Source organism: Marinobacterium profundum (genome assembly GCF_001528745.1).
GTDB classification, from domain to species: Bacteria; Pseudomonadota; Gammaproteobacteria; order Pseudomonadales; family Balneatricaceae; genus Marinobacterium_A; species Marinobacterium_A profundum.
In genome coordinates, this window is the sequence record NZ_BCNS01000142.1 from 21309 (window position 1) to 44644 (window position 23336).

Genomic DNA, 23336 nt, shown 5'->3' on the forward strand with positions numbered 1-23336 from the left:
CCCCAGGGTGAAACTTAAAGATCTTGTGCTTCAGGGGTTATCTGAAGCAAAAAACGGTTATCGAGCACGGACCTATAGTCCGGCAAGGGCTGTGGTTCTATTGCGCCGCTGCTTTGTGCCCAGCGTGCGGCGCTGTCGAGCCCGATCAGCAATGACTGGCCAAGACCCAGGCGAAAATTGTAGTCGGGCCAGACCCATTCGATAAAAGCGGATTCAAGCTGCAGCTGGTGCTGGATAATGGCCTTGGCGCTGGCCGGGTCGCGCTGAATAAAGTCCGCCGCCTGGTTCAGCGCTCGCAGTGTGGCGACGATTTCATTCGGATGTCGTGCAAGGGTGTCGTTCAGTGCCAGTAAATTGAAGCTGGTGGAGTGCAGACCCTTGGTGGGCAAGAGTACCGCCTTTTCACCCAGAGACTGCATCAGCTTGTAACCATAGGGTTCCCAAAGTGACAGTGCCTGGACTTCACTGCTTTCCAGCAGTTCCAGTGTCATGTTTTCCGGCGAAGTAGCCCGCATGTTCAGGGTATGGGTATCAATGCCATGCATGAGCGCAACATTGTGCAAAAAGTATTCACTGGACGAACGAGGGGTTACGGCGACCTGGGCGCCGGTGAGGTCATAGGGGCTGCGAAGTGGGCTATCCGCCGTGGTGATGAGCTTGATATCGTTATCGGACGAAACAAAGGAGGCGATGACTGAAAAATTGCTGTTATCAAAGCTGTGGAACATGACGACAGACTCTGAGCTGGTCGCCAGGTCGGCGCCACCACTGGCCATCAGGTCGTAGCTGCGGTTGCCGCCTATCACCTCGCGCAATTCTATATCCACGCCCTGGTTGCGAAAGTAGCCCTGCGCCGCCGCAATATAGACCGGGGCTGACAGTGGGGTACGGGATACGGCGATGGACAGTTGGGGTAGCTGTGTCGGGCGTAACAGCACGCCTACGGCAAGGGCAAGGCTCAGCAGGCTCAGCAAAAGCAGGCTAACGGAAACGGGGGACCAATTACTCTTTATCATTGCGTGGTGACATCCTGTTCCCACGGTTTAGGGTCGATATTATCTACTTACTATCGCTGCACAGGGGGCGAGTCTGCCCAGGGCGCTGCGTTCCGTGAGCCGTGAGTATCACAAAAGCATAGTTTATCGTCCCGTACTTGGACAGTGAACCTGCGTGGGAAATGTGATAATCGGGAAGGTATTCATTGGCATGCAATAAAAAGGCGCCGGGCTTATTAAACGCGGCGCCTTGTTTAGTTCAGCTGCAAGCAGTCCAGCTGTTTCGCTGCGGGCTTATTAGCCGCGCAAGCGGTTTACTGTATCCCGCGCTATATCACGGATGCCTTTCCAGTCGCCTTTGGCGATCAGGTCGGCCGGCGTAAGCCAGGAGCCGCCAACGCACATGACATTGCCAAGGGCGAGGAACTCAGGTGCGGTTTCCAGACGAATGCCGCCGGTGGGGCAAAAGCGCACATCGGGGAAGGGGCCGCCGTAGGCTTTCAGTGCCGGGGTGCCGCCTGCCACTGTGGCGGGGAAAAATTTGAAGCGCTGGTAGCCGCGCTGCAGGCCTTCCATCATTTCGGATACGGTCTGGATGCCTGGTAGCAACGGGATGTCGCTGGCAACGCCGGTATCCAGCAGTTCGCAGGTGGAACCCGGCGTCACTATAAAGGAGGCACCGGCATCACAGGCCTGCTGGTACTGGGCTGGTGTGGCGATGGTGCCGGCTCCGATTTTGGCTTCGGGCAGACGTTCGGCCAGTAACTGAATAGAGGCCAGCGCCACTTCGGTGCGCAGGGTGATTTCCAGTACCGGCAGGCCACCTTCGAGCAGGGCTTCGGCGATGGGCAGTGCTTCTTCAAGCGTGTTGAAGGTCAGTACCGGAATAACCGGCGCCAGGGCACAAATGGCATCAATCTGGGCGGTGATTTTGGGAGAAAGCATCGTGTGAGTCATCATTGATCCTGTATTTCGGCGACTGGCCTCAAGGGCTCCAGTAAATGGTCAGGGGCTGGCGCAGGAATAACCGTATCGGCATGATGCGGATGTCGTCGTCCAGTAACGCTTGCTGCAAGGTTTCGAGCTTGTCGGCACCTTTCAGGTGGAGAATACGTTCACGGCTGGCGAGCAGTCGTTTGGCGCTGAGGGTCATGCGTGCGTGGGGCGCGCTGGTCGGTGTCACGGCGGCACAGGGCGCGTCTGTCTCAAGTGCGTGCTCAAGCTCGCTGGCGCAGGGGAACAGTGAGGCGGTATGGCCATCGTTGCCCATGCCCAGCACGACCATGTCCAGTTCGGCTGGCAGGCTTGCCAGTCGCTCTGCGCAGTCGGCCTGGGCTTCGTAGGCCGTTTTGCCCGCCTGCCACAGGCTGATAAAGCGGGCCTGTTGTGCCTGGTTCTGCAGCAGGTTGCTCTGGATCAGACCTGCATTGCTGTCGGCCTGATCGGTGGCAAGCCAGCGGTCATCCGCCAGAGTCACGCTGATTGAAGACCAGGGCAGTGGGCTCTGGCTCAGGCGCTGAAATAGCGGCAGCGGCGTGCGCCCACCGGACAGCGCTATGGCCGCCTCGCCGCGGGTCTTAACCGCGTCGCTCAGGCTCTGGCTAATATGCTCTGCCAGGGCTTCGGTCAGCTGCTCGGGCGTGTCGAAACGCAGCAGTTTGACCTGTTCCGGCAGCAGCGCTGAGATATCACTTTTGTTCATGCCACTTCCTGCCATCGCCGTTCATCATTGAGTAGGAGGCTTCGGGGCCCCAGCTGCCAGCGGCATAGGGCAGCGGATCGCCCTTGTCGCTCCAGTTGGCCAGGATCTGGTCACACCAGCTCCAGGCATGTTCGATTTCGTCGCGACGAACGAACAGGTACTGATTGCCCTGGATGACTTCCAGCAACAAGCGCTCGTAGGCATCGGGTACACGATCCATATCGAAGGCCTGGGCAAAGCTGACCTGCAGCGGTGCCTGGCGCAGCTGCATGCCCTTGCCTAGCCCCTGGTCCTTGGTGGCAATGTGCAGGGCGATGCCTTCATCCGGCTGCAGCTTGATGGTAAGCAGGTTCTCCGCCAGTTCGCGCTGCTCCGGATCAAAAATGTAATGCGGCTGCTGCTTGAAATGTATGGTGATCTGCGACAGTTTTTCCGGCAGTCGTTTGCCTGTGCGCAGGTAGAAGGGTACGCCGGCCCAGCGCCAGTTGCGCACTTCTGCCTTGATGGCGACAAAGGACTCGGTGTTGCTGCTGGTGTTGGCGTCGGGCTCTTCGAGGTAGCCGGGCACCGCCTTGCCTTCCACTTCACCGGCAATGTACTGGCCGCGAATGACGTGGCTGTCGCGGATATCGTCGGTGATGGGGCGCAGGGAGCGCAGTACCTTCACCTTTTCGTCGCGAATGGCGTCGGCGGACAGGTCAGACGGCGGATCCATGGCGACCAGGCAGAGCAATTGCAACAGGTGGTTCTGAACCATGTCCCGCAGCTGGCCGTATTTGTCGAAGTAACCCCAGCGTCCTTCGATACCGACCTTCTCGGCCACGGTGATCTCGACATGGGAGATGTGGTTCTGATTCCACTGGCTGCCAAAAAGGTTGTTGGCAAAGCGCAGGGCGATCAGGTTCTGTACAGTTTCCTTGCCCAGGTAATGGTCGATACGGTAGATCTGGGATTCGGCAAAGTACTCGGCAACATCGGCATTGACCTGGTGTGACGAGGCAAGGCTGTGGCCTATGGGCTTTTCCAGCACGACACGACACTCTTTATCAAGGCAACCGGCGTCGTGCAGGTTTTTGCTGATCATGCCGTAGATGGAGGCGGCGGTGGAATAGTAGAACACCCGCGCGCGATCCGTTTTTTCATCCAGCAGCGTTTTCAGGCTTGCATAGCCCTGGGGTGCGCCGAAGTCGAAGTTAAGAAACTGCAGTTTGGCCAAAAAAGCTGTAACCGTCTTTGTATCCAGATCATGCTCGGATACGAAGCGACGCAAATTAGCTTCGCTGGTTATTTGGCTGGTGGCGGGTTCTGAGCCGCGGGCCAGGCCTATAATGCGGGTATCGGCGGGCAGCAGGCCTGCGCGATCCAGCTGATAGAGTGCTGGCAACAGTTTGCGCTGGGTCAAATCTCCCAGGGCACCAAAGAACAGGATGTCGCAGGGAGTGTCGGTGATAGACATGTGTCTCGACCTGTTTGTAGTTATTCAACGAATATGTGGTGATCCTATCGAGGCTAAAATGCCTAGTCAACAGGTTATTTTGTAAAACTTACCAAAATAAGACGGATAAACGTCATCACAACAGTCCTGGATTGCACTTTTGTACGGTTGGCAGGCTATCAAGGGGGCGTTATAGTGGGCCCCTGAACGAAATGTAGATAATTTACCAACTATCAGAGTCTGCCATGAACTCGAACAGTGTTAATCTTCTCGAGCAGATTCGCCAGCGCCTCGACAGCCTTAACAAGTCTGAACACAAGGTGGCGACGGTGATTCTGCGTGATCCCCAAACGGCTACCCGGCTGAGTATTACAGCTCTGGCCCAGGCATCGGGTGTTAGTGAACCTACGGTCAATCGCTTCTGCCGTGGTTTCGACAATCGCGGTTACCCGGATTTCAAGATTCAGCTTGCCCAGAGTCTGGCGGTGGGAATGCCCTACGTCTCCCGCAGTGTAGAGCAGGACGACTCGACCGAAGAATATACCGACAAAATTTTCTCATCGACCATTGCCGCGCTGGACAGCGCCCGCCAGGGCTTTGACTCTGCGCTGGTCACCCGGGCCGTGGATTACCTGAGCCAGGCCAAGCAGGTGGCATTTTTTGGTCTGGGTGCATCGGGCCCGGTGGCCATGGATGCGCAGCACAAATTCTTCCGCCTCAATATTCCTGTCATGGCCTATGATGATGTGCTGATGCAGCGCATGGTGGCGGCCGGTGCCAACACCGGCGATGTCGTGGTGGTGATTTCCTATACGGGGCGCACCCGGGAGCTGGTGGATATTGCCCGCCTGGCGCGGGAAAGCGGCGCCACTGTTATCGGTATTACCAGTGAGGGTTCACAGCTGGCTGCAGAATGCACCTTGCTGCTGGCGGTGCGCAGCTACGAAGATACCGACATCTATATGCCCATGACCTCGCGTATTATTCAGCTGACACTGCTGGATGTGCTGGCCACGGGTGTGACCTTGCGTCGAGGCGTGGATTTCCAGCGTTATCTGAAGAAAATCAAGGACAGCCTGGTACCGACAAGGTATCCGCAGGATTAATCAACACCGGTTTACATAATAAGAATGAATCAGAACAAACCGATATATGTGGTCGATGACGATGCCGCTATTCGCTCGCTGCTGCGCAGCTATCTGGAGCGCAATCAGTTTGCGGTAAAAACCGTGGCCGATGGTGAAAGCCTGTTGCGCGAGCTCAAGGCCGGCGGCTCGGCGGCGCTGGTGGTGCTGGATATCATGTTGCCGGGGGACGACGGCTTTGAAATCTGTCGCAAGCTGCGTACTTTCTCCAAAGTGCCGGTCATCATGCTGACCGCCAACTCCGACGAGATGGATCGCATCGTCGGGCTGGAAATCGGCGCCGATGACTATCTGGCCAAGCCCTTTAATCCGCGGGAACTGCTGGCGCGCATCAAGGCCATATTGCGGCGCAGCGATGCGCCCGATGAGGTGCCACAGGCGCTCGTTCAGTCGCGCTATCTGCGCTTTGCGGGCTTTGAACTGGATTCGGCCACCCGTGCGCTCTGTACGCTCAAGGGTGAGTCCCTCGTGTTGTCGGGGGCTGAGTACGATCTGCTGCGCCTGCTGGTGGATCACGCCGGGGAAGTGCTGAGTCGCGATCTGATTGCCGAGCAGACCCGGGGTCGGGATAACCTGCCGATGGATCGCTTTATTGATGTGCAGATCAGCCGGCTGCGGCAGCGGCTGCAGGATGATGCCCGCTCGCCGCAACTGATCAAGACGGTCCGCGGCCAGGGTTATGTGCTGGCGGCGACAGTGGCGGCCAGCAATGAGTCGTTGCGTCCATAGTCTCTGTGCAGCGATTGCGCGGGTAACTGTGGGGGTAGTCGCCTGTACGGCGAAGAAGGGGAGCGCGTGATCAAGTCACTGAAAACTGTGCTGCGGCGCTGGCCGCGTTCGCTTTCGAGTCGCATTCTGCTGGTGCTGGGCCTGGGTGTGTTGTTGGCACAGCTGGTCTCCAGTGCGATCTGGCTGACGCAATGGCGTGCTGATACCGAACGCAATGTGCAGGAAATGTCGCGTCACATGGCTTTCAGGGTCGCGGCCACGGTGCAGTTTTTTACCGAGTTGCCCATCGCCTATCGCCATCTGATTCTGGACCAGTTGCGGGACATGGGCGGTACACGTTTTTTTGTAACCCTCAATCGCGAAGAGATTCGCATCACCGATTTGCCCGACTCCCCCCTTAAAACACGGGTTGTGCAGCAGTTTCGAGAGGTGCTCGAAGGCCAGCTCGGCGTGACCGAGGGGCTGACAATAGCTTTTTCCCGACCCTCGACGCTGCATGTCATAAAAAACGATATTCTGCTGCGCGATCTGCCCGAGCGCTGGGGCAGTCAAACCCTGCTAATGGGTTCCAGCGATGCCCCCATTCTGGTGATCCAGATTCCCATAGCGCCTGAACAATGGCTCTACCTTGCGACCCTGATGCCGGATCCGGAATTTCTTGAAACAAGTACACCGCTGTCCAGGGAGCGGCTTATATCGCTGCTGGTATCCCTGGGCGTGATGCTGTTGTTCGGCGTTTGGATTGTGCGCTCGCTGACGCGTCCGTTACGCCGGCTGGCACAGGCGGCGGAAAGTTTTGGTCAGGGAGAAGCTTTGACCTTGCCTGAAACGGGCAGTCGCGAACTGGAAACCACGGCGCGGGCCTTTAATGCGATGCAGTTGCGTATCCAGCGCTATCTTGATGATCGTGAAAGGCTGTTTGCGTCCATATCCCACGACCTTAAAACACCTATTACCCGCTTGCGTCTGCGCGCCGAGCTGCTGGATGACGATAATGCGCGCGATGCATTTTGCCACGATCTGGAAGACCTCGACATGCTGGTCAAGGGGGCGCTGCAAAGCGTCAAGGATACGGATATCCATGAAAACCGGGTTGAAGTGGATCTGCACCGCATGCTCTGTTACATGCGCGACGGTGCCGCCTTGGCCGGCAAGATAGTTACGCTGCAGGGCGAACAGCGCGAGCCTTTCCTTGGCAAGCCGCTGGCGCTGCGTCGCTGTGTTGGCAATCTGGTGGACAATGCACTCTATTACGGTGGCCGTGCCGATATTCATATTGAAGACAGCCGTCTGGGCCTGGACATACGGGTGTGCGATAGTGGCCCCGGCATTCCGGCTGCTCAGCAGGAGCGTGTATTCGCCCCCTATACACGATTGATGGCGAACCAGACGCTGGACCCTGCGGCGCACTCCTCCATGGGGCTTGGATTGTCGATTGCCCGCAATATAGCCCGTGCCCATGGTGGGGATATACTGCTTGCCAATCGCGAAGAGGGCGGCCTTGAGGCCCGGCTAACACTACCGCGTTAATTTTCCCCTGTTTCTGCGCATTACTTGAGTGACTCCGTTGTAGAAGCCCGCTGTTGCGGGTTTTGCTGTCGTTACTGGTGTTTATGTCTGCACCTGTGTCTGTGTCGATATGCGCTGCGTGCAATCTGAGGCTGCGGCCTCGCAATATGCGCATTGCATTTTGCAACTTGCTAGTAAATCCGCTTCGCCGAGCCAGCAGCCACCTTGCACGAAAATTATTTTATTTATTTAAAGTATTGATAAATATCAATTTTATTCGCACCAGTGGTCGATTTTATTAATTGGCACGACTGCTGCATTAACGAACTGATACTGATTAAATGCTCGTTTGCCTATTAGCGCTACGGGTAGCTGAAAGTCAGGTCATAAGGTTTTCATTTTTGGCTGCGGGCAGGTTCCAGGTATTGCTGGCGGATGTTTAGGTAAGGAAGGAGTGCACACAATGAAGCTAACGCGATTAGTCGCAGTTATTGCAGGAATACAGGGGCTCTGGAGCATGCAAGCTTACGCTGTGGGCACTGCTGCCGGTACGCCTATTAACAACACCGCATCGGTGAGTTATTCCCAGGATGGGGGGGCCACTACACTGAGCAAAAACAGCCCCACGGTCACTAACCTGGTGGCAGAGCTGCTTGATGTTAACCTGGTATCCCAGGATGCTTCGGCCATCAGTGTCGGGCAGGGTGATACTCAGAGTGTACTGACATTCCTGTTAACCAATACAGGTAACGGCAACGATACCTATAACCTGGCGGCAAGCAATACGGCTGGCGATAATTTCGATACATCTAACATCAATATTTATATTGATAACGGTGATGGCATATTTAACGCGGCGAGCGATACGCTTTATGTTCCCAGCAGTACAGACCCCGCATTACCCGCAGATGGTGATGTTGTCGTCTTTATTGCCAGTGATATACCCCCAGGCGCGGCCAATGATGAGCAGGGTGTTTTATCGCTCACGGCTACGTCCAATACGGGCAGCGGTGCACCTGGCACCATATTCACAGGCGCCGGTGATGGTGGTCTGGTCGATGTGGTTGTCGGCAACAGTACCGGCATTCAAATCGATGACGGTGGCTACATTATATCGACCTTTAGTGTTGGGGTTGACAAGGTCTCCACCGTAACAAACGAGTTCGGTCATGCCGAACCTATTCCAGGTGCGACCATCGTCTACACAGTAACGGCGAATATAACCGGATCCGGCACCGCAACCAATATGGTTCTGGCTGATCCTATCCCAACCAATACCAGCTATAACGCAGGTTCGTTGCGCCTTGATGGGGTCGCTCTGACGGATGCGTCCGATGCCGCCGACGATGGTGACTATAACATCACCACGGCGGGTGCCATTACGGTCGACCTTGGCGACGTAACGGTCAGCAGCGAAACCAAAACCTATGTAGTTTCCTTTTCCGTAACAGTCGACTGAGGAGAAAAACAATGAAATATGTATTTTTTGCAATAGTGACGCACTTTCTATTCGCCATGTCTGCTCAGGCGGCTGGCGTTATAAAACTAAACCTGATAGCACAGCAGGAAAAAGTGGTTGTTTCTGCTGATGGTGTCAAGGAAATTAAACTGGTAAAGGCCGATAAGGTTATTCCAGGGGAAATCGTTATTTATACCCTGGAAGTGGAAAATACCAGTGATTTATCGGCCGATAATGTCGTGATTACCGATCCGGTTCCGGAACATATGACCTATATGGAAGATCTGACGGAGGCCGAGGGTGTTCGTGTGCTCTATTCCGTAGATGGCGGCATTATCTACGACACCCCGGAAAACCTGCAGGTTCAAGGTGACGACGGCCAGATGGTTACCGCCAAAAAATCGGATTACACCCATATAAAATGGAATTTTGACAAGGCAGTGCCGGCAAAAAGTGAAACCCTGGTTCGCTTCAGTGCGAAATTAAACTAACCCTAAATTAACGCAAGTCACTAATCAGGCTCTGGCGGGTGTTGATTAAAGGCTTAATAAAAACCATGCCTGTAGCAGTCGGGCCAGGTTTAATCTGATAGGAAGGAACTGAATCATGAACTACTCACGCTTATTCAGGCGACTTGATGTGGCGGCCCCGCTGGCGGTGCTGGCGCTTTCAATCGCCCCGATGCAGCTTGCGTACGCCGTTGGCGTAGCCTCTGGCATTCCAGTGAACAACACCGCGACCATCGACTACCAGGTTGGCGGTGTTCAACAGACCACGGAAACGACCAATACGGCCACCTTCGTTGTCGATAACAAAATTGACCTTACGGTGGTTGCTGCCGGTGACAATGCCGTGGCGCCGGGTGCCGTCGACCAGGTTCTCAGCTATACCCTGACGAACACAGGTAACACCACCCAGGGCTACGAAATTGAAGCCTTCCCGCTCGGGACTAACACCGTAACCATGGAGAACGTGCGTATTTATCTGGATGTAAACAAGGATGGCTTGCTCGATGCCGGCGATACCCTCTATACACTGGGTACCAACGTGGCAGATATTCCCGCCGATGGCGATATCAAACTGTTGATTGTGGCTGATACCCCGATCGGCGCAAGCGATGCGGATATCGCGCAATTCGATCTGCAGGCCACAACCCTGGATGCAGGCACAACCACTGTGACCGTGAACGATACAGGGACGGCGGATGATCCGACCCTGGTACAGACGGTATTTGCTGATGGTGCAGGCACTATTGATGCCACTACCGATGGCAAGTTCTCGGCGGCTGCAAGCTATATAGTTGCATCGGCTGAGCTGGTCGTAGCAAAAACTGTTGAAGTCATCAGTGATCCGATTAACGGCACAACCAACCCCAAAGCCATTCCGGGTGCGGTGGTTCGATACAGCATTACCGTTGAAAACACCACGGCTACAGAGGCCACAGACGTGACCGTGGTCGATGCGATTCCGGCCAATACCACCTATGTGCCCGGTTCCATCACCGTTGATGCGGTTGTCAAAACCGATGTGAATGATGCGGATGGTGCTGATCATGGTGCGACTAACGCCAACTCAGTGACGGCGGTTGTTGCAACTCTGCCTGCAACCACCACGACGACTGTGACTTTTGATGTAACCGTTAATTAGACGCATCCCCGTCTGATATTGGCAGCTACCTGGTAGCTGCCTTTTTTTTGCCTGTTTTTTGCCGTTTGGAAAATCAGCTGCCGACGGCGCTGGCGCTCGTTACTGATAGGGCATCCTGCAAGAAGTGGGGCAAGAAGCCGCATCTGACGCTTGGCTACAGGCGTTGTGTTCTGCAAGGCCCCGTCCTGAGGCTGTTCCTGCAGTTTAATCGCGGGGCTCCAGTGGAGCGCCAGGTTACCCCTATTGCTGTCTCTGCATGGGAGTCCGAGTGGGGCGCGCCTGCGCGAGTCTTAAGGGCGCCTGTCGTCGATTTGCACCTATTGCAAATTGCGACCAGCGCAGTAGTGGAAGGTCGGGAGCTTGGCTGGTTCTGATTTGGAAACAACGGCTTCTGCGTTTCGACACCCATGCCGGTGTCACCGTGGGCAAAAGCCGGATTGCGTTTTGCAAATTGCGAGTCGTTTTGTCCGTTGAGTTAAATATTCGCAGAAAGTCAGATTGCAAATATCGATAATCAATCGATTAAATAATCGTAAGTTTCTGTTTTAATTGAATTTAAAATGGTTTTTATGCATTGGCATTGTTTGTGCATTTGATATAGGTGCGCCGCTCTGTATTGCTTGGTTATTTTTTGATTTGGGATGTCGGCGCTTAACAGGATGTGGTGGGAGAGACTATGAAACGGCTCATTTTGACGACCAACCTAAAGGCGCTATTCACGCGTGTAACCGGGCTACTGAGCCTGATTGCGCTGTGCTGCTCTTTTGGCATCGCCACTGCGTCTGCTGCCACCATTTCCATCTCCAATATCGCCGAGCTGAGCTACCAGACACCGGGCGGCACTGTGCGGGTGCCTTCCAACCGCGTTGAAGATTTCCGCCAGCGCGCACCGGCCACGATTGATTTCTTGATGTATCGCCCGCAATCGACTCAAGCCCAGTCGCTCAAGGTGCAGCCGACCGCGTTTGATAGCAGCGGCAGTGAAACCTGGCAGACACTTGCGGCCCCCAAAAGCAGTCAGGGTGGCGCACTGAATCTGGCCGCATCGCTGTCGCTGGTACAGGACCCTCAGTTTCGCCAGGGCGAGCCGCTGTTCATACGCCTGAGCGATCTGGATGCCAACCGCGATCCGGCCGTGCTCGATACTGTTATTGTCACGCTGACTACCTCCAGCGGTAATGACAGCGAAACCCTGCTGCTGACAGAAACCTCCCCCAACAGCGGTGTCTTTCTGGGTTACGTACCGACCCAGGCCAGCGGTGGCGGCAACCTGGATGGCGCCCTCACCGTAGAGCGCAACAGCCGCATTATTGCGCAGTACACCGACGCCGGTGACCTGACAGACAACACAGAGTCCTTTACGCTGGTGGATCCTTATGGACTGGTACTGGATAGCTGTACCGGTGAGCTTATTGATGGTGTGAGTGTGACCCTTATCAATGCCGCGAGCGGGTTGCCTGCCGCCGTATTTGGGGATGATGGAGTCAGTCGTTACCCCTCAACGGTAGTCACCGGTGAGCAGGTAATTGATGCCGGTGGTACCGTTTACCCCGGTGTGACTGGCCGCTATCGCTTTCCGCTGATCGAGACTGGTCGCTATGCGCTGCGCCTTGATCCGCCGGATGGTTATGTATATCCGTCCAGGCGTACCAATGCTGAGACTCAGGCGTCGACACCTTTTCCGGTGGTACTGGTGAATGGTTCGCGCGGCGAGGTGTTTACCATTGTTGAAGGTCCGCCGCTGTACCTTGATCTGCCCGTGGACTGCGTTGCCATTGATCCGCTGTTTGTGAATATGAGCACCGATCAGGCCAAGGCGTCCATCGGTGACTTCGTCGCCTTTACCATTGATGTAGGCAATACCAACAGCGATACCGATTACAGCGACGTTGTGGTAAACGATCGTCTGCCACTGGGCTTCATTTACCGCTCAGGTTCCGCCACCCTCGATGGCCGCCCAATAGCGGATCCGCAGATTGCCAGCAATGGCCGCGACCTGGTGTTCAACCTTGATCTGCTGGAAGCCGGCGAGACACGCAGCATCGATTATGTCATCGAGGTGGGCCCAGGTACGCCTATAGCCACCGCTATTAGCATCAGCCGGGCCCAGGCGTCAGGAGGCGAGCAGTCCAACAGCGCCAGTGCCGGGGTCAATGTTCGCGATCCGTTTTTCCGCAATCAGGGCATTCTGATTGGCACTGTAAGCGAAACCGAATGCAAGGACGACGAAGACGAGCAACCCTGGAGGGGCATCGCAGGCATACGTTTCTATCTGGAAGACGGTACCAACGTGCAGTCCGACGACAAGGGCATGTTCCATTTCGAAGGTGTGCGTCCGGGTCTGCATGTTGTGCAGCTGGATGTCGATACCATCCCTGCCGGCTATGAAGTGGTGAACTGCGAGCCCGACAATCGCTTTGCCGGTCGCGCCTATTCCCAGTTTGTTGATCTGCGCGGTGGCTCACTGTGGCGCCTGGATTATCATCTGATCAAGACACCGGCACCGGTGGCGGATGTTGAGCTGAACCTGGGTGTGACCCTGGTGGGTGAGCAGCTGCAATACAGCATTGATAACCGTGGCGGTGCCGTGGCACTGAGCAACCGCAGCCTGATTGTTACTCTGCCCCCTGGCAGCCTGTATGAAAGCGGCAGTGCGCGCCTGAATACCGAGGTTCTGGCGGATCCGCAGCAGCAGGGTAATCGTTTGACCTTCAATCTGGGTGGGGTAGAAACCAGCTGGCGCGATCTGGTGACTTTCTCGGCCTCGTTGCCAGAGCAGGCCGACGAGCTGACCAGCAAGGCGCTGCTTAAGTTTGATACACCGTCTGCCAGGGGTGTTCGTACCCCGGCCGCCCGCGTGACCCTGATGGCTCCGGCTGAACCTGCCAGCATCATGCATGAACTGACCTACCGTGCCGGCTTTACCAGTCTGGGTGCTGACCTTTCCGCCGCCGATCATGCGTCACTTGCGCAGCGCTTTGAAGGCCTGGATGTTGACTCCCTGAGCCGCATCCAGGTGATCGGCCATACGGATAATCAACCCATTAGTGGCGCGGCGCGCCGTCGCTACAGCAACAATGAAGCTTTGTCGCTGGCCCGTGCCCGCACTGTGGGTCGTCATATTCGCGATATTCTTGGCCTGCTGCCCGATCAGGTCAGCGTTGCCGGTCATGGTGCCCGCGAACCGCTGACCGAGAACAACAGCGCTGAAGGCCGTCGCGAGAACCGTCGGGTGGAGGTTCGCATATTGCAGAAAACGACGCCGGTGCGTTCTGTCTCCCTGGCACAGGAAGTCGAGAGCGGCTGGCGCGCTCGCCTGGTGAAGGGTATTGCGAAGGCCGATCAGGTTGAACGCAGCGTAACCTCTACCAAGGTAACTCTGCCTGGCATGCCTGCGTTCGACCAGACCTGGTTGAACAGCGTACCCGCCGGCAACGAGTGGCTCTGGCCGCTGGGTGATTACTCGCCGGAGATTCCGAGCATCAAAATTGCCCTCAAGCACGGCAACAAGCTGCGCGCCCGCCTGATGCTTGATGGTGTGGCAGTGAGCGCGCTGAATTTCGATGGCACTATTAAAAGCAGCGACGGCAAGAAGGTGGTGAGTCGCTGGAACGGTGTCGACGTACGTGAAGGTGATAACCACTTTGTTGCTGAACTCTTTGATCGTTCGGGCAAGGTTGCCGAGCGGGTTGAAAAGGTGATTCATTACTCCAGTGCGCCTGTTAAGGGACGCCTGCTGAGCGAGCGTTCGCGTCTTGAGGCGGATGGCAAGTCAGCATTGATCGTGGCGGTACAGTTTTACGATGCGGCGGGTTTTCCGGCCCGTGCCGGTGTCGTAGGACAGTATCTGGTGGATTCGGGCCATAGGCCGCGGGCCGAGACCGATGACCTGACACTGGATCCGCTGGCCAACACCGGCAGCGATTATCAGCGTTTTACCGTCGAGGATGCCGGTATTGCCTATATAGAGCTGGAGCCGACCACCCAGAGTGGCGAAGTCGTGCTGCGCTTCAAGCTGGAGAACAATACTCAGGAAGTGCGTGCCTGGACGCAAGCCTCGCAGCGCGAATGGATACTGGTGGGTGTGGCCGAAGGCACCATTGGTCTGGATCGCCTTACCGGCAACCGTGATAACGCCAATGACGCAGGCAAGGGCAAGGATGACGATCTGCTCACCGATACCGGCGTTGCCTTCTTTGCCAAGGGTCGGGTCAAGGGAGACTGGTTGCTGACCATGTCCTACGATTCCAACCGCGAAGGCACCATGGCGAACAACGATCTGTTCAAGGTGATTGATCCCGATCAGTACTACACCCTCTACGGCGATGAAAGCGAGCAGCGCTACGATGCCGCCAGCCGTGAGAAGCTGTACGTCAAACTGGAACGCAAGCAGTTCTATGCCATGTACGGCGATTACGAAACCGGCCTCAATGTGACTGATCTGGCGCGCTACAACCGCAGCCTGACAGGCTTCAAGAGCGAACTGCAGACCGAGCGCTTTGATCTGAATGTCTTTGCCAGCCAGGCGTCGGAAGGTTTCGTGAAAGATGAAATTCGCGGCGATGGCACTACAGGCCCCTACAGCCTGAGCCGTTCGGTACTGATCAACACCGACAAGATCAGCATTGAAACCCGTGATCGCTTTCGCAACGAGAAGGTGCTGGAACGCCGTCAGTTGCGCTCCCATACCGATTACGAGATCGACTACGATCGTGGTGTTATCTACTTCAAGGCGCCCGTAGCCTCGAGCGACTTTGACTTCAACCCCAAGGTTATCGTTATCGACTACGAAACCGAGGGCACCGGTGAAGAAGCACTTAACTACGGTGGCCGCGTGGCGGTGAAACTGCTGGATGGCGCGCTTGAGATTGGCGCCAGCAGCATTCACGAGAACAATGCCGGAGACGAGGGCGACTTGCAGGGTCTGGATCTGCGTTATGACATTACCGACAAGACTCAGCTGCGGGCAGAGATTGCCACCAGCGAGAGTGTGGAAGAGGGTGTACGCAAGGAAGGCCAGGCCCGCTCGGTTGAGATTACCCATCGTGACGACGATCTGGATGTACGTGGCTACTATCGGGAGCTGGAAGAAGACTTTGGCCTGGGTCAGCAGAGCGCCAGTGGGCGGGGTGTGCGCAAACTTGGTGTGGATGCCAGCTACCGCCTGAATGATCGCAATCGCATTACCGGTCGCAAGTACCGCGAAACCCGTACTGAAACCGATGCCCAGCGCGATGTTAGCGAAGCGCGTTACGATTACCGCGGTGACAACTACAGCATCTATGTAGGTGCGCGTCAGACCGATGATCTGATCATCGATTATGCCGGCACACAGCAGCGCCAGTCGTCGAAACAGGCGCTGGTGGGTGGCGAAACCCGCATGATGGATGGCCGACTGCGCCTGCGTGCCAGCCATGAGCAGAATATTGGCGATGAAGTGCAGAGCACCGATTTTCCCAATCGCACCAAGCTTGGGGCTGATTACAAGCTCACCGACAAGGTGGATCTGTACGCCGAGCAGGAATACACCAAGGGCGATACGCGTGAAACCGAGAAAACCCGTGTCGGTGTGCGTACCTATCCCTGGGAAGGTGGCGAGATCGATACTTCCCTGGGGCAGCAGTTGTCCGAAGAGAGTGCGCGCCTGTTCGCCACCGCCGGTCTGCGTCAGCGCTGGCAGCTGAGCGATCGCTGGAGCACGGACTTCAGCATTGATCGCAGCCAGACGCTGGAGTCCGACTCGCCGGTGCGGGTTGACCCGGACAGCGAAGAGCCCGATGCCGAAATCGACTACACCTCCGTATCCGTGGGCAATGCTTACCACGCCGATGATTGGACCCTGAGCTCGCGAGTTGAAGTACGCGATGGCGAGACCGAACAGCGCTGGGGTGCAGCTGTGGGTGTTGTGGCCGAAGTAGAGAAGGGCACCGCTGTTGCCGCCAAGGCCCGTTACGGCGACAGCCGCCGCGATGATCAGCGCAAGCGCACTCTGGATCTGAGCCTGGGTCTGGCGTACCGCCCGCGCGGTGGCAAGCTTACTGTGCTGGATCGGCTGGATTATCAGCGCAACGATGAAACCATCGGCAGTGTTGATCGTGATGACTGGAGCCTGACCAACAACCTGAACCTGAACTACAAGCCCAATGATGATACCCAGCTGGCGCTGCATCATGGTATCAAGTACCAGCAGAAGACCATCGCCAAGAAAAGCTACAAGGGCTACACCGATACCCTGGGCGCCGAAGTGCGGCATGATTTTGGCGACCGCTTCGATGTCGGTGCCCATGCAAGCATTCTGCGCAATGACAGTGGCCAGTCCGAAACCAGCTTCGGTGTGTCGGTTGGCGTTAATCCGATGAGAAATACCTGGATCAGCGTCGGCTACAACTTCGAGGGTTACGACAATAACGATTTCAGCGGTGGTAACTTTACTTCCAAAGGCGCTTTTGTCCGCTTCGCGGTCAAGTTCGACCAGGACAGTGTCAGGGAATTGCTGGGTAATGATTAAAGTCGCCCGGTCCGACAAGAGGCCCAGAATATGAAGAACATCAAACAATCTGGACAGCAAAAACCCTTTGCCAGGCACGCTCTCTGGTGCTGCCTTACCGGCCTGCTGCTGGGCACTGGCGTGGCCCAGGCGGATTACCTGGGCACGGGTACCACACGGGTGTTTATAGACCCCGACAGTCTGCCGGCCATCATTGATGGCTATCAGGTGGGAGACATTGTCTCTATCATCGCCGAAACCACGCCCGATCCCAACAGCGGTAGTACCGTGGGCGCCGGTGCCTGGAATACCCAGTACGTGCCGGATGGCGCCGAGATTGTGGGTGCTGCCATAGTCGTAGCCAACCCCGATGGCACCTACTCGTCGACACCGGTCACAGATGTGTCGGAAATTGCCCGCGGCTGTGGCCCCCGTGGCTGTAAATACCCGGTTACCGGCTCCTTTCAGAACGGCACTGTGGGTCACTCGCAGCAGGATACCGGTATCTTCTACAGTACAGATCCGCGTACCCGCCAGCTGGCGACGCCCTACAGAGTATCCCCGACCGGCAGTAATGTGACGCCCCAGGATGCCTGGAACGAGTGGGACTACTGGCAGGTACTGGCCTATGGTACAGGCGATGCGCTAACCGGCAACGGAGGCCAGGGCAACACCCCCATCACCCTGGACACCACCTCCGGTATCTGGACGGGATCAGGATCGCCGGTGGCGGGGCCTGATGTCTATTACACCAATGATTACAACGATAACTGTATTGGCGGGGGGCTGGCGACGCTGCAGGACAAAACCAGCTGTGTCGGCCCCTGGCAGCGCATTAGCTATCCCAACTCCAAGATTGCGGCCTCAGGCCTGGTGCGTCCTCCACTGGCAACCGATGGTGAGGCACTGGCGAACGACTCGGTGCTAACCTCGGCGGGTCACAGTTTTAGCGGCGATGGCGCCCTGCCAAGCAATACCAATGCGGTACGTTTCGTATTTGGTGAACGTCGCCTGGGCGAGCTTGAGTATACCCGTCTGTCCTTTCGCATTACCGATGCGGCAGCGTTCACAAACTCTATCGAGCTGGGGGATGTCTGTGCCGATGCCACCGGTGGTGATACCGACAAGGAAGGTCGCGGGCCCCAGGATAATATCTGGCGCTATTTTGAAGGCAACGGTCAGAGCTGCCTGGTGGCCAGCACCGCGGCAAACCTGCATAAAACCATTACCCACGTCGATAATGTTGCCGGTGCAAGTTCCGCCCAGCAGGACTCCATAGTGGCGTTCAAGATCTCCATTGCCAACACCGGCATTGCCGATCTCCATGATATTGCTATTACAGACCTGCCACTGGATAACGATTTAGCTTTGCTGCCGCCGGGTGATCCCAACTGCCCCTACGCCAGCTACGATGGCAACTGGCCGGGCGGTTTGCCGACCTTTACCGGTATCGCCGGTGACACCGGGTCCTGGTCTACCGTGCCCTCCATCGGCGCTGGCGAGAGCTTTGAGGTGTATATCTGTGCTCAGGTCGACAGCAAGGCGAAGATTGGCAGTGCGCTGGATAACGAAGCCACTGCAACCTTTTCCAAGACCTCAGGGGGCACCACAGAGGCGCCTCTGACTTCAATCGCCAAGGTGCTGGTGAATACCAAGATCAGCGGTACTCTGTATCTGGACAATGATCGCAGCGGCACTCTGACCACAGGAGATAATCCTCTTACGCCTGTTTCGGTGCAGCTGTGGATAGATGAAAACGGCAACGGTGTGCTGGAGTCCGGCACCGATACCCTGGTTGATACCGCTGTAACCAACAACGCCGGTGGCTACCTGTTCAGCGGCCTGGAGGCGGGCGACTATCTGGTGGTGGAAACCGATACCGACTATGCCGCTATCGCTGATATCGATACGGCCCTGGGCGCCTGTGCCACAGGTAACAGCTGCAGCGTGATCGCGGTGGCCCTGGATGGGGGGGCGGCCAGTATCGGCAACGACTTTTTCAAGGTGGGTGCCAGTATCGGCGATACGCTGTACGCCGACAGCAACAATAACGGTGTGCAGGATGCGGGCGAGCCCGGCATCGAAGGCGTGACCTTGGATCTGCTGGACAGTGGTTCTGAAGTCATTGCCACCCTGACCACCGATGCCAGTGGCCTTTATAACTTTAATGAGCTGGTGGCCGGATCCTATACGGTGGTGGTAACCGATACCGACAGTGTTCTCAGACCTGGCTTTTTACATGATCAAACCGCGGACCCCGACGCCACCCTGGATGGTCAGCACAGTCTTAGTGTGACTGCTGGTGAGGTGGTTGATACCGTCGATTTTGGCTACCTGCCGCTGGTGATTAATCTCACCACGGTAAAATCGGTGGTTACGTTGTCGGATCCCGTGAATGGCACCAGCAACCCCAAGGCCATACCGGGCGCCGAGGTGGAGTACACCATTACAGTGACCAACCTGGGTAATGGCCGCACGGACGATGGCACCTTCGTGATTACCGATCTGATAGACCCCAGTCTTGAGGTCTTTGTGGGTGATTTCAGCGGTGCCGCCACCGGGCCTGTGGAACTGCTGCAGGGGGCCACCAGCAGCGATCTGACCTACAACTATGAATCGCTCAACAGTGTCACCGATGATCTGGAGTTTTCATCCGACAGTGGCGCTACCTACAGCTATAGTGTGACACCGGACGCCGACAACTTTGACACCCTGGTTAATGCTGTCCGCCTGACACTGGGTGGTCAGCTGCAGGGCAGTGATGGCACCCTGGACCCGAGCTTCAGCGTGCGCTTCAAGGCTCGGGTGAAGTAACCTGAGCGGAAGATGCACGCAGAGAATTTAGAGAGGCGGTTGAATAGGGGGGTGCAAAGGCGGTATCAGGTACAGAACCTGATACCGCCTTTGTCGTTTGTGCGGGAAGCAAAGTGCTTTGTTGCACTTTGTTACAATTCCTTGCGTAAGGTTACCCCTTTCCTGACGGCGCTTTGTTAATTTAGCTACATCCGGTTCAGGGCCGCAACAGCCCCCGGTCATAACAATAATTCAGGAAACAAAGTAATGAAGACATTCAAGACCTGCCTTACCAGCATAGCCCTGTCTATCGCCTGTGCTACAGCCTCTGCCGGTGAGGTTGAAGTGCTGCACTATTGGACCTCGGGTGGTGAAGCTGCCGCCGTGAACGTACTCAAACAGGAAATGGAAGCGGCCGGCCACACCTGGACCGACTTCGCCGTTGCCGGTGGTGGTGGTGAGTCCGCCATGACCGTACTGAAATCCCGCGCCATTTCCGGCAATCCCCCGTCTGCTGCCCAGATCAAGGGCCTGGATATTCAGGAGTGGGGTGAACTCGGTTTCCTGACGTCGCTGGATGATGTCGCTGCCGCCGGCAAGTGGGATTCGCTGCTGCCGCCTGTGGTCAGTGATGTGATGAAGTACGATGGCCACTATGTTGCTGTGCCGGTCAATGTACACCGCGTTAACTGGCTCTGGGCCAATCCTGAAGCCTTCAAGAAAGCGGGCGTTGAAATCCCAACCACCTGGGAAGAGATGATTGCTTCGGGCCCTAAGCTCAAGGCTGCGGGTATCATTCCGCTGGCCCACGGTGGCCAGGCCTGGCAGGACGCGACTACCTTTGAAGCCATCGCTCTGGCGGAAGGCGCAGACTTCTACCGCAAGGCCTTCGTGGAACATGACGAAGCGACCCTGAAGGGCCCAACCATGGTGAAAGTTCTTACTACTTTCAAACAGATGCGTGACCTTATAGATGCTGATTCCAGCGGTCGTGACTGGAACGTGGCCACCTCCATGGTGATCAATGGTCAGGCGGCCATGCAGATCATGGGTGACTGGGCCAAGGGTGAATTCACCGCTGCGGGCAAAGAAGCTGGCACCGATTATGTCTGCGTAGCCGCACCTGGCACCGCCGGCATGTTTACCTTCAATATCGACAGCCTGGCGATGTTTACCCAGTCCGATGACAGCCGTGCCCAGGCGCAGAAAGATCTGGCCGCCATGGTCATGGATCCCAAGTTCCAGGAAACCTTCAACCTGAACAAGGGCTCGATTCCTGCGCGTCAGGGTATGGACCGTACTCCGTTTGATGCCTGCGCACTGGCATCCATGGATGACTTCACCCTCAGCGCCGAGAAGGGCACCCTGGTGCCAAGCATGGCCCACGGCATGTCCACCAGCTCCCGCGTACAGGGCGCTATCTATGATGTAGTGACTAACTACTTCAACGCCAGTGATATCACCGCTGAGCAGGCGGCCGAGAAACTGGCCCGTGCTGTAAACGCCAGTCTGTGACAGGTGGCGGCCGCCGATCCTGCTAGCAGCCTGTCGGACTTACCGATCGGCCAAGTCCGACAGGCTGCTAGGGACCGGTGACCGCATTGAGCCACTCTCTACCGGTACCCCCTTATGAATCCCAAATCCCTCTCACTGCCCGAAACCGGGACGGTGCGACCCGTTACGCTTCGACTGCAGGATAGGTTGGCGGCCCAGCTGCCCAAGCTGGTGTTGGCACCGACCGTTATCGTTACTCTGGTAGCCGTGTATGGCTATATGATCTGGACCGGGCTGCTGTCCCTTACCAGCTCGCGAATTCTGCCGGTATGGAAGTTTATCGGCACTGATCAATACAGCAAGCTGCTGGAAAATGACCGCTGGGGCGTCGCGGTTGAAAACCTGATCATCTTTGGTGGTCTCTTTATTCTAATCTGTCTGGTGCTGGGTGTGCTTATGGCCATACTGCTGGATCAGAAGATCCGCGCCGAAGGCGCGCTGCGCACCATTTACCTCTATCCCATGGCGATTTCATTCATCGTTACCGGTACCGCCTGGAAGTGGCTGCTCAATCCGGGCCTGGGGTTGCAGAAAACCATCCGTGACTGGGGTTTTGAAAGCTTTACCTTCGACTGGCTGGTGAATCCCGACATGGTGATCTACTGCCTGGTGATTGCGGCCGTTTGGCAATCGTCTGGCTTTGTAATGGCACTCTTTCTGGCCGGCCTGCGGGGTGTGGATCAGGAGATGGTCAAGGCTGCCCAGCTCGATGGCGCCAGCATGCCGATGATCTACAGGCGCATTATTTTGCCCTGCCTGAAACCGGTGTTCTTCAGTGCCTTCGTGATTTTGTCTCATATTGCCATCAAGAGCTTTGACCTGGTGGCGGCACTCACCGGCGGTGGCCCTGGCTATTCTTCGGATCTGCCGGCGACCTTCATGTATCAGCACGCTTTCACCCGAGGCCAGATGGGCCTGGGTGCGGCCAGCGCCATGCTGATGCTCGGCGGTGTGCTCGCCATACTGGTGCCTTATCTGTATTCCGAACTGAGGAGCAAGAAAAATGGTTAAGCCTCAGCAAACTTTGAGTCAGCAGCTGTTGCGTTACGGGCTTTACGCGATTCTGGCGGTGGCCGCACTGGTTTATCTGCTGCCCCTGTGGGTCATGCTACTGACCTCGCTTAAAGATGTGGAAGAAATTCGCAGCGGTACCCTGTTGTCACTGCCCGGCAGCATCAACTTTGATGCCTGGAGCAAGGCCTGGAGTGGCGCCTGCACCGGCAGTACCTGTGAGGGTATAGCGCCGTTTTTCGCCAACTCTTTCAAGATCGTGATTCCGGCGGTACTGATTTCTACCCTGATAGGCGCTCTGAACGGTTATGTGCTGTCGTTGTGGAAGTTCCGTGGCAGCGAGTTGCTGTTCGGCGCCATGCTGGTGGGCTGCTTTATTCCGTTCCAGGTCATATTGCTGCCCATGGCACGCATGCTGGCGACGCTGGGGCTTGCCAATACCACCACCGGCCTGGTGGCGGTGCATGTGACCTACGGTGTGGCCTTTACAACCCTGTTTTTCCGCAACTTTTATGTTGGTCTGCCGAAAGAGTTGATCGCGGCGGCGCGCCTTGATGGCGCCGGATTTTTCTTTATCTTCCGCCGTGTGGTGTTGCCGCTGTCGACGCCGATTATCGTCGTCTGCGTGATCTGGCAGTTCACCCAGATCTGGAACGACTTCCTGTTTGGTGTGGTGTTCTCCGGATCTGATACGCAGCCGGTGACAGTAGCGCTGAACAACCTGGTCAACACCAGCTTTGGTGGCAAGGAATATAACGTGGATATGGCAGCGGCCCTGATGGCTGCGCTGCCAACCCTGCTGGTGTATGTACTGGCAGGCAAATACTTTGTACGCGGTCTGACCGCCGGCGCCGTAAAAGGCTGAAACAA

General features: G+C 56.5%; 15 protein-coding genes. 11 read left to right on the forward strand and 4 right to left on the reverse strand.

The window, feature by feature from the left end; genetic code table 11:
• Positions 1-14: 14 nt before the first annotated feature.
• The 4 genes from MPRO_RS16695 to zwf all read right to left on the reverse strand — a co-directional run bounded on the left by MPRO_RS16695 (position 15) and on the right by zwf (position 4153).
• A complete protein-coding gene (locus tag MPRO_RS16695) occupies positions 15-1016 on the reverse strand; it encodes an ABC transporter substrate-binding protein (protein WP_067295337.1) in 1002 nt (333 codons plus the stop codon).
• Positions 1017-1292: 276 nt separating this feature from the next.
• Positions 1293-1952 carry a bifunctional 4-hydroxy-2-oxoglutarate aldolase/2-dehydro-3-deoxy-phosphogluconate aldolase gene (locus tag MPRO_RS16700; protein ID WP_245635121.1) on the reverse strand — a complete coding sequence of 220 codons (660 nt, stop codon included), beginning with the start codon at positions 1950-1952 and terminating at the stop codon, positions 1293-1295.
• Between the two features lie 28 nt (positions 1953-1980).
• Positions 1981-2697: a 6-phosphogluconolactonase gene (pgl, locus tag MPRO_RS16705; protein ID WP_067295344.1), complete on the reverse strand. Its 717-nt coding sequence runs from the start codon at positions 2695-2697 to the stop codon at positions 1981-1983.
• Complete coding sequence (gene zwf / locus MPRO_RS16710; protein WP_067295347.1) at positions 2684-4153, reverse strand: glucose-6-phosphate dehydrogenase; 1470 nt, start codon at positions 4151-4153, stop codon at positions 2684-2686. Before zwf ends, pgl begins: the two co-directional genes overlap by 14 nt.
• A gap of 224 nt (positions 4154-4377) precedes the next feature.
• Between zwf and MPRO_RS16715 the strand changes: the two genes are divergently transcribed.
• From MPRO_RS16715 to MPRO_RS16770, 11 genes are all read left to right on the forward strand, one after another.
• Positions 4378-5238, forward strand: a complete 861-nt coding sequence (locus tag MPRO_RS16715; RefSeq protein WP_067295350.1) for a MurR/RpiR family transcriptional regulator — start codon at positions 4378-4380, stop codon at positions 5236-5238.
• Between the two features lie 24 nt (positions 5239-5262).
• Positions 5263-6006, forward strand: coding sequence for a response regulator (locus tag MPRO_RS16720; RefSeq protein ID WP_067295352.1), 744 nt, complete (start codon positions 5263-5265; stop codon positions 6004-6006).
• Positions 6007-6072: 66 nt separating this feature from the next.
• Complete coding sequence (locus MPRO_RS16725; protein ID WP_369406740.1) at positions 6073-7536, forward strand: ATP-binding protein; 1464 nt, start codon at positions 6073-6075, stop codon at positions 7534-7536.
• A gap of 496 nt (positions 7537-8032) precedes the next feature.
• Positions 8033-8974, forward strand: a complete 942-nt coding sequence (locus MPRO_RS16730; RefSeq protein WP_067295354.1) for a hypothetical protein — start codon at positions 8033-8035, stop codon at positions 8972-8974.
• An 11-nt stretch (positions 8975-8985) separates the two neighbouring features.
• Positions 8986-9465, forward strand: coding sequence for a DUF11 domain-containing protein (locus tag MPRO_RS16735; RefSeq protein ID WP_067295357.1), 480 nt, complete (start codon positions 8986-8988; stop codon positions 9463-9465).
• A 115-nt stretch (positions 9466-9580) separates the two neighbouring features.
• Positions 9581-10621, forward strand: a complete 1041-nt coding sequence (locus tag MPRO_RS16740) for a DUF11 domain-containing protein (RefSeq protein WP_067295360.1) — start codon at positions 9581-9583, stop codon at positions 10619-10621.
• 676 nt (positions 10622-11297) lie between these two features.
• On the forward strand, positions 11298-17129 hold the full coding sequence (locus MPRO_RS16750; RefSeq protein ID WP_067295367.1) for an OmpA family protein: 5832 nt from the start codon (positions 11298-11300) through the stop codon (positions 17127-17129).
• A 30-nt stretch (positions 17130-17159) separates the two neighbouring features.
• Positions 17160-19922: an SdrD B-like domain-containing protein gene (locus MPRO_RS16755; protein ID WP_067295371.1), complete on the forward strand. Its 2763-nt coding sequence runs from the start codon at positions 17160-17162 to the stop codon at positions 19920-19922.
• A gap of 246 nt (positions 19923-20168) precedes the next feature.
• Positions 20169-21416, forward strand: coding sequence for an ABC transporter substrate-binding protein (locus tag MPRO_RS16760; protein ID WP_067295375.1), 1248 nt, complete (start codon positions 20169-20171; stop codon positions 21414-21416).
• A gap of 114 nt (positions 21417-21530) precedes the next feature.
• Positions 21531-22466, forward strand: a complete 936-nt coding sequence (locus MPRO_RS16765; RefSeq protein ID WP_082708905.1) for a carbohydrate ABC transporter permease — start codon at positions 21531-21533, stop codon at positions 22464-22466.
• On the forward strand, positions 22459-23331 hold the full coding sequence (locus tag MPRO_RS16770; protein WP_067295378.1) for a carbohydrate ABC transporter permease: 873 nt from the start codon (positions 22459-22461) through the stop codon (positions 23329-23331). Before MPRO_RS16765 ends, MPRO_RS16770 begins: the two co-directional genes overlap by 8 nt.
• Positions 23332-23336: the final 5 nt, after the last annotated feature.

Bases quoted from the DNA above. Each gene is read 5' to 3' on its own strand.
- zwf (WP_067295347.1), bottom strand. From the start codon at position 4,153: ATGTCTATCACCGACACTCCCTGCGACATCCTGTTCTTTGGTGCCCTG.
- MPRO_RS16715 (WP_067295350.1), top strand. From the start codon at position 4,378: ATGAACTCGAACAGTGTTAATCTTCTCGAGCAGATTCGCCAGCGCCTC.
- MPRO_RS16765 (WP_082708905.1), top strand. From the start codon at position 21,531: ATGAATCCCAAATCCCTCTCACTGCCCGAAACCGGGACGGTGCGACCC.
- MPRO_RS16760 (WP_067295375.1), top strand. From the start codon at position 20,169: ATGAAGACATTCAAGACCTGCCTTACCAGCATAGCCCTGTCTATCGCC.
- MPRO_RS16755 (WP_067295371.1), top strand. From the start codon at position 17,160: ATGAAGAACATCAAACAATCTGGACAGCAAAAACCCTTTGCCAGGCAC.
- pgl (WP_067295344.1), bottom strand. From the start codon at position 2,697: ATGAACAAAAGTGATATCTCAGCGCTGCTGCCGGAACAGGTCAAACTG.
- MPRO_RS16735 (WP_067295357.1), top strand. From the start codon at position 8,986: ATGAAATATGTATTTTTTGCAATAGTGACGCACTTTCTATTCGCCATG.
- MPRO_RS16695 (WP_067295337.1), bottom strand. From the start codon at position 1,016: ATGATAAAGAGTAATTGGTCCCCCGTTTCCGTTAGCCTGCTTTTGCTG.
- MPRO_RS16770 (WP_067295378.1), top strand. From the start codon at position 22,459: ATGGTTAAGCCTCAGCAAACTTTGAGTCAGCAGCTGTTGCGTTACGGG.
- MPRO_RS16720 (WP_067295352.1), top strand. From the start codon at position 5,263: ATGAATCAGAACAAACCGATATATGTGGTCGATGACGATGCCGCTATT.
- MPRO_RS16700 (WP_245635121.1), bottom strand. From the start codon at position 1,952: ATGACTCACACGATGCTTTCTCCCAAAATCACCGCCCAGATTGATGCC.
- MPRO_RS16740 (WP_067295360.1), top strand. From the start codon at position 9,581: ATGAACTACTCACGCTTATTCAGGCGACTTGATGTGGCGGCCCCGCTG.
- MPRO_RS16730 (WP_067295354.1), top strand. From the start codon at position 8,033: ATGCAAGCTTACGCTGTGGGCACTGCTGCCGGTACGCCTATTAACAAC.
- MPRO_RS16750 (WP_067295367.1), top strand. From the start codon at position 11,298: ATGAAACGGCTCATTTTGACGACCAACCTAAAGGCGCTATTCACGCGT.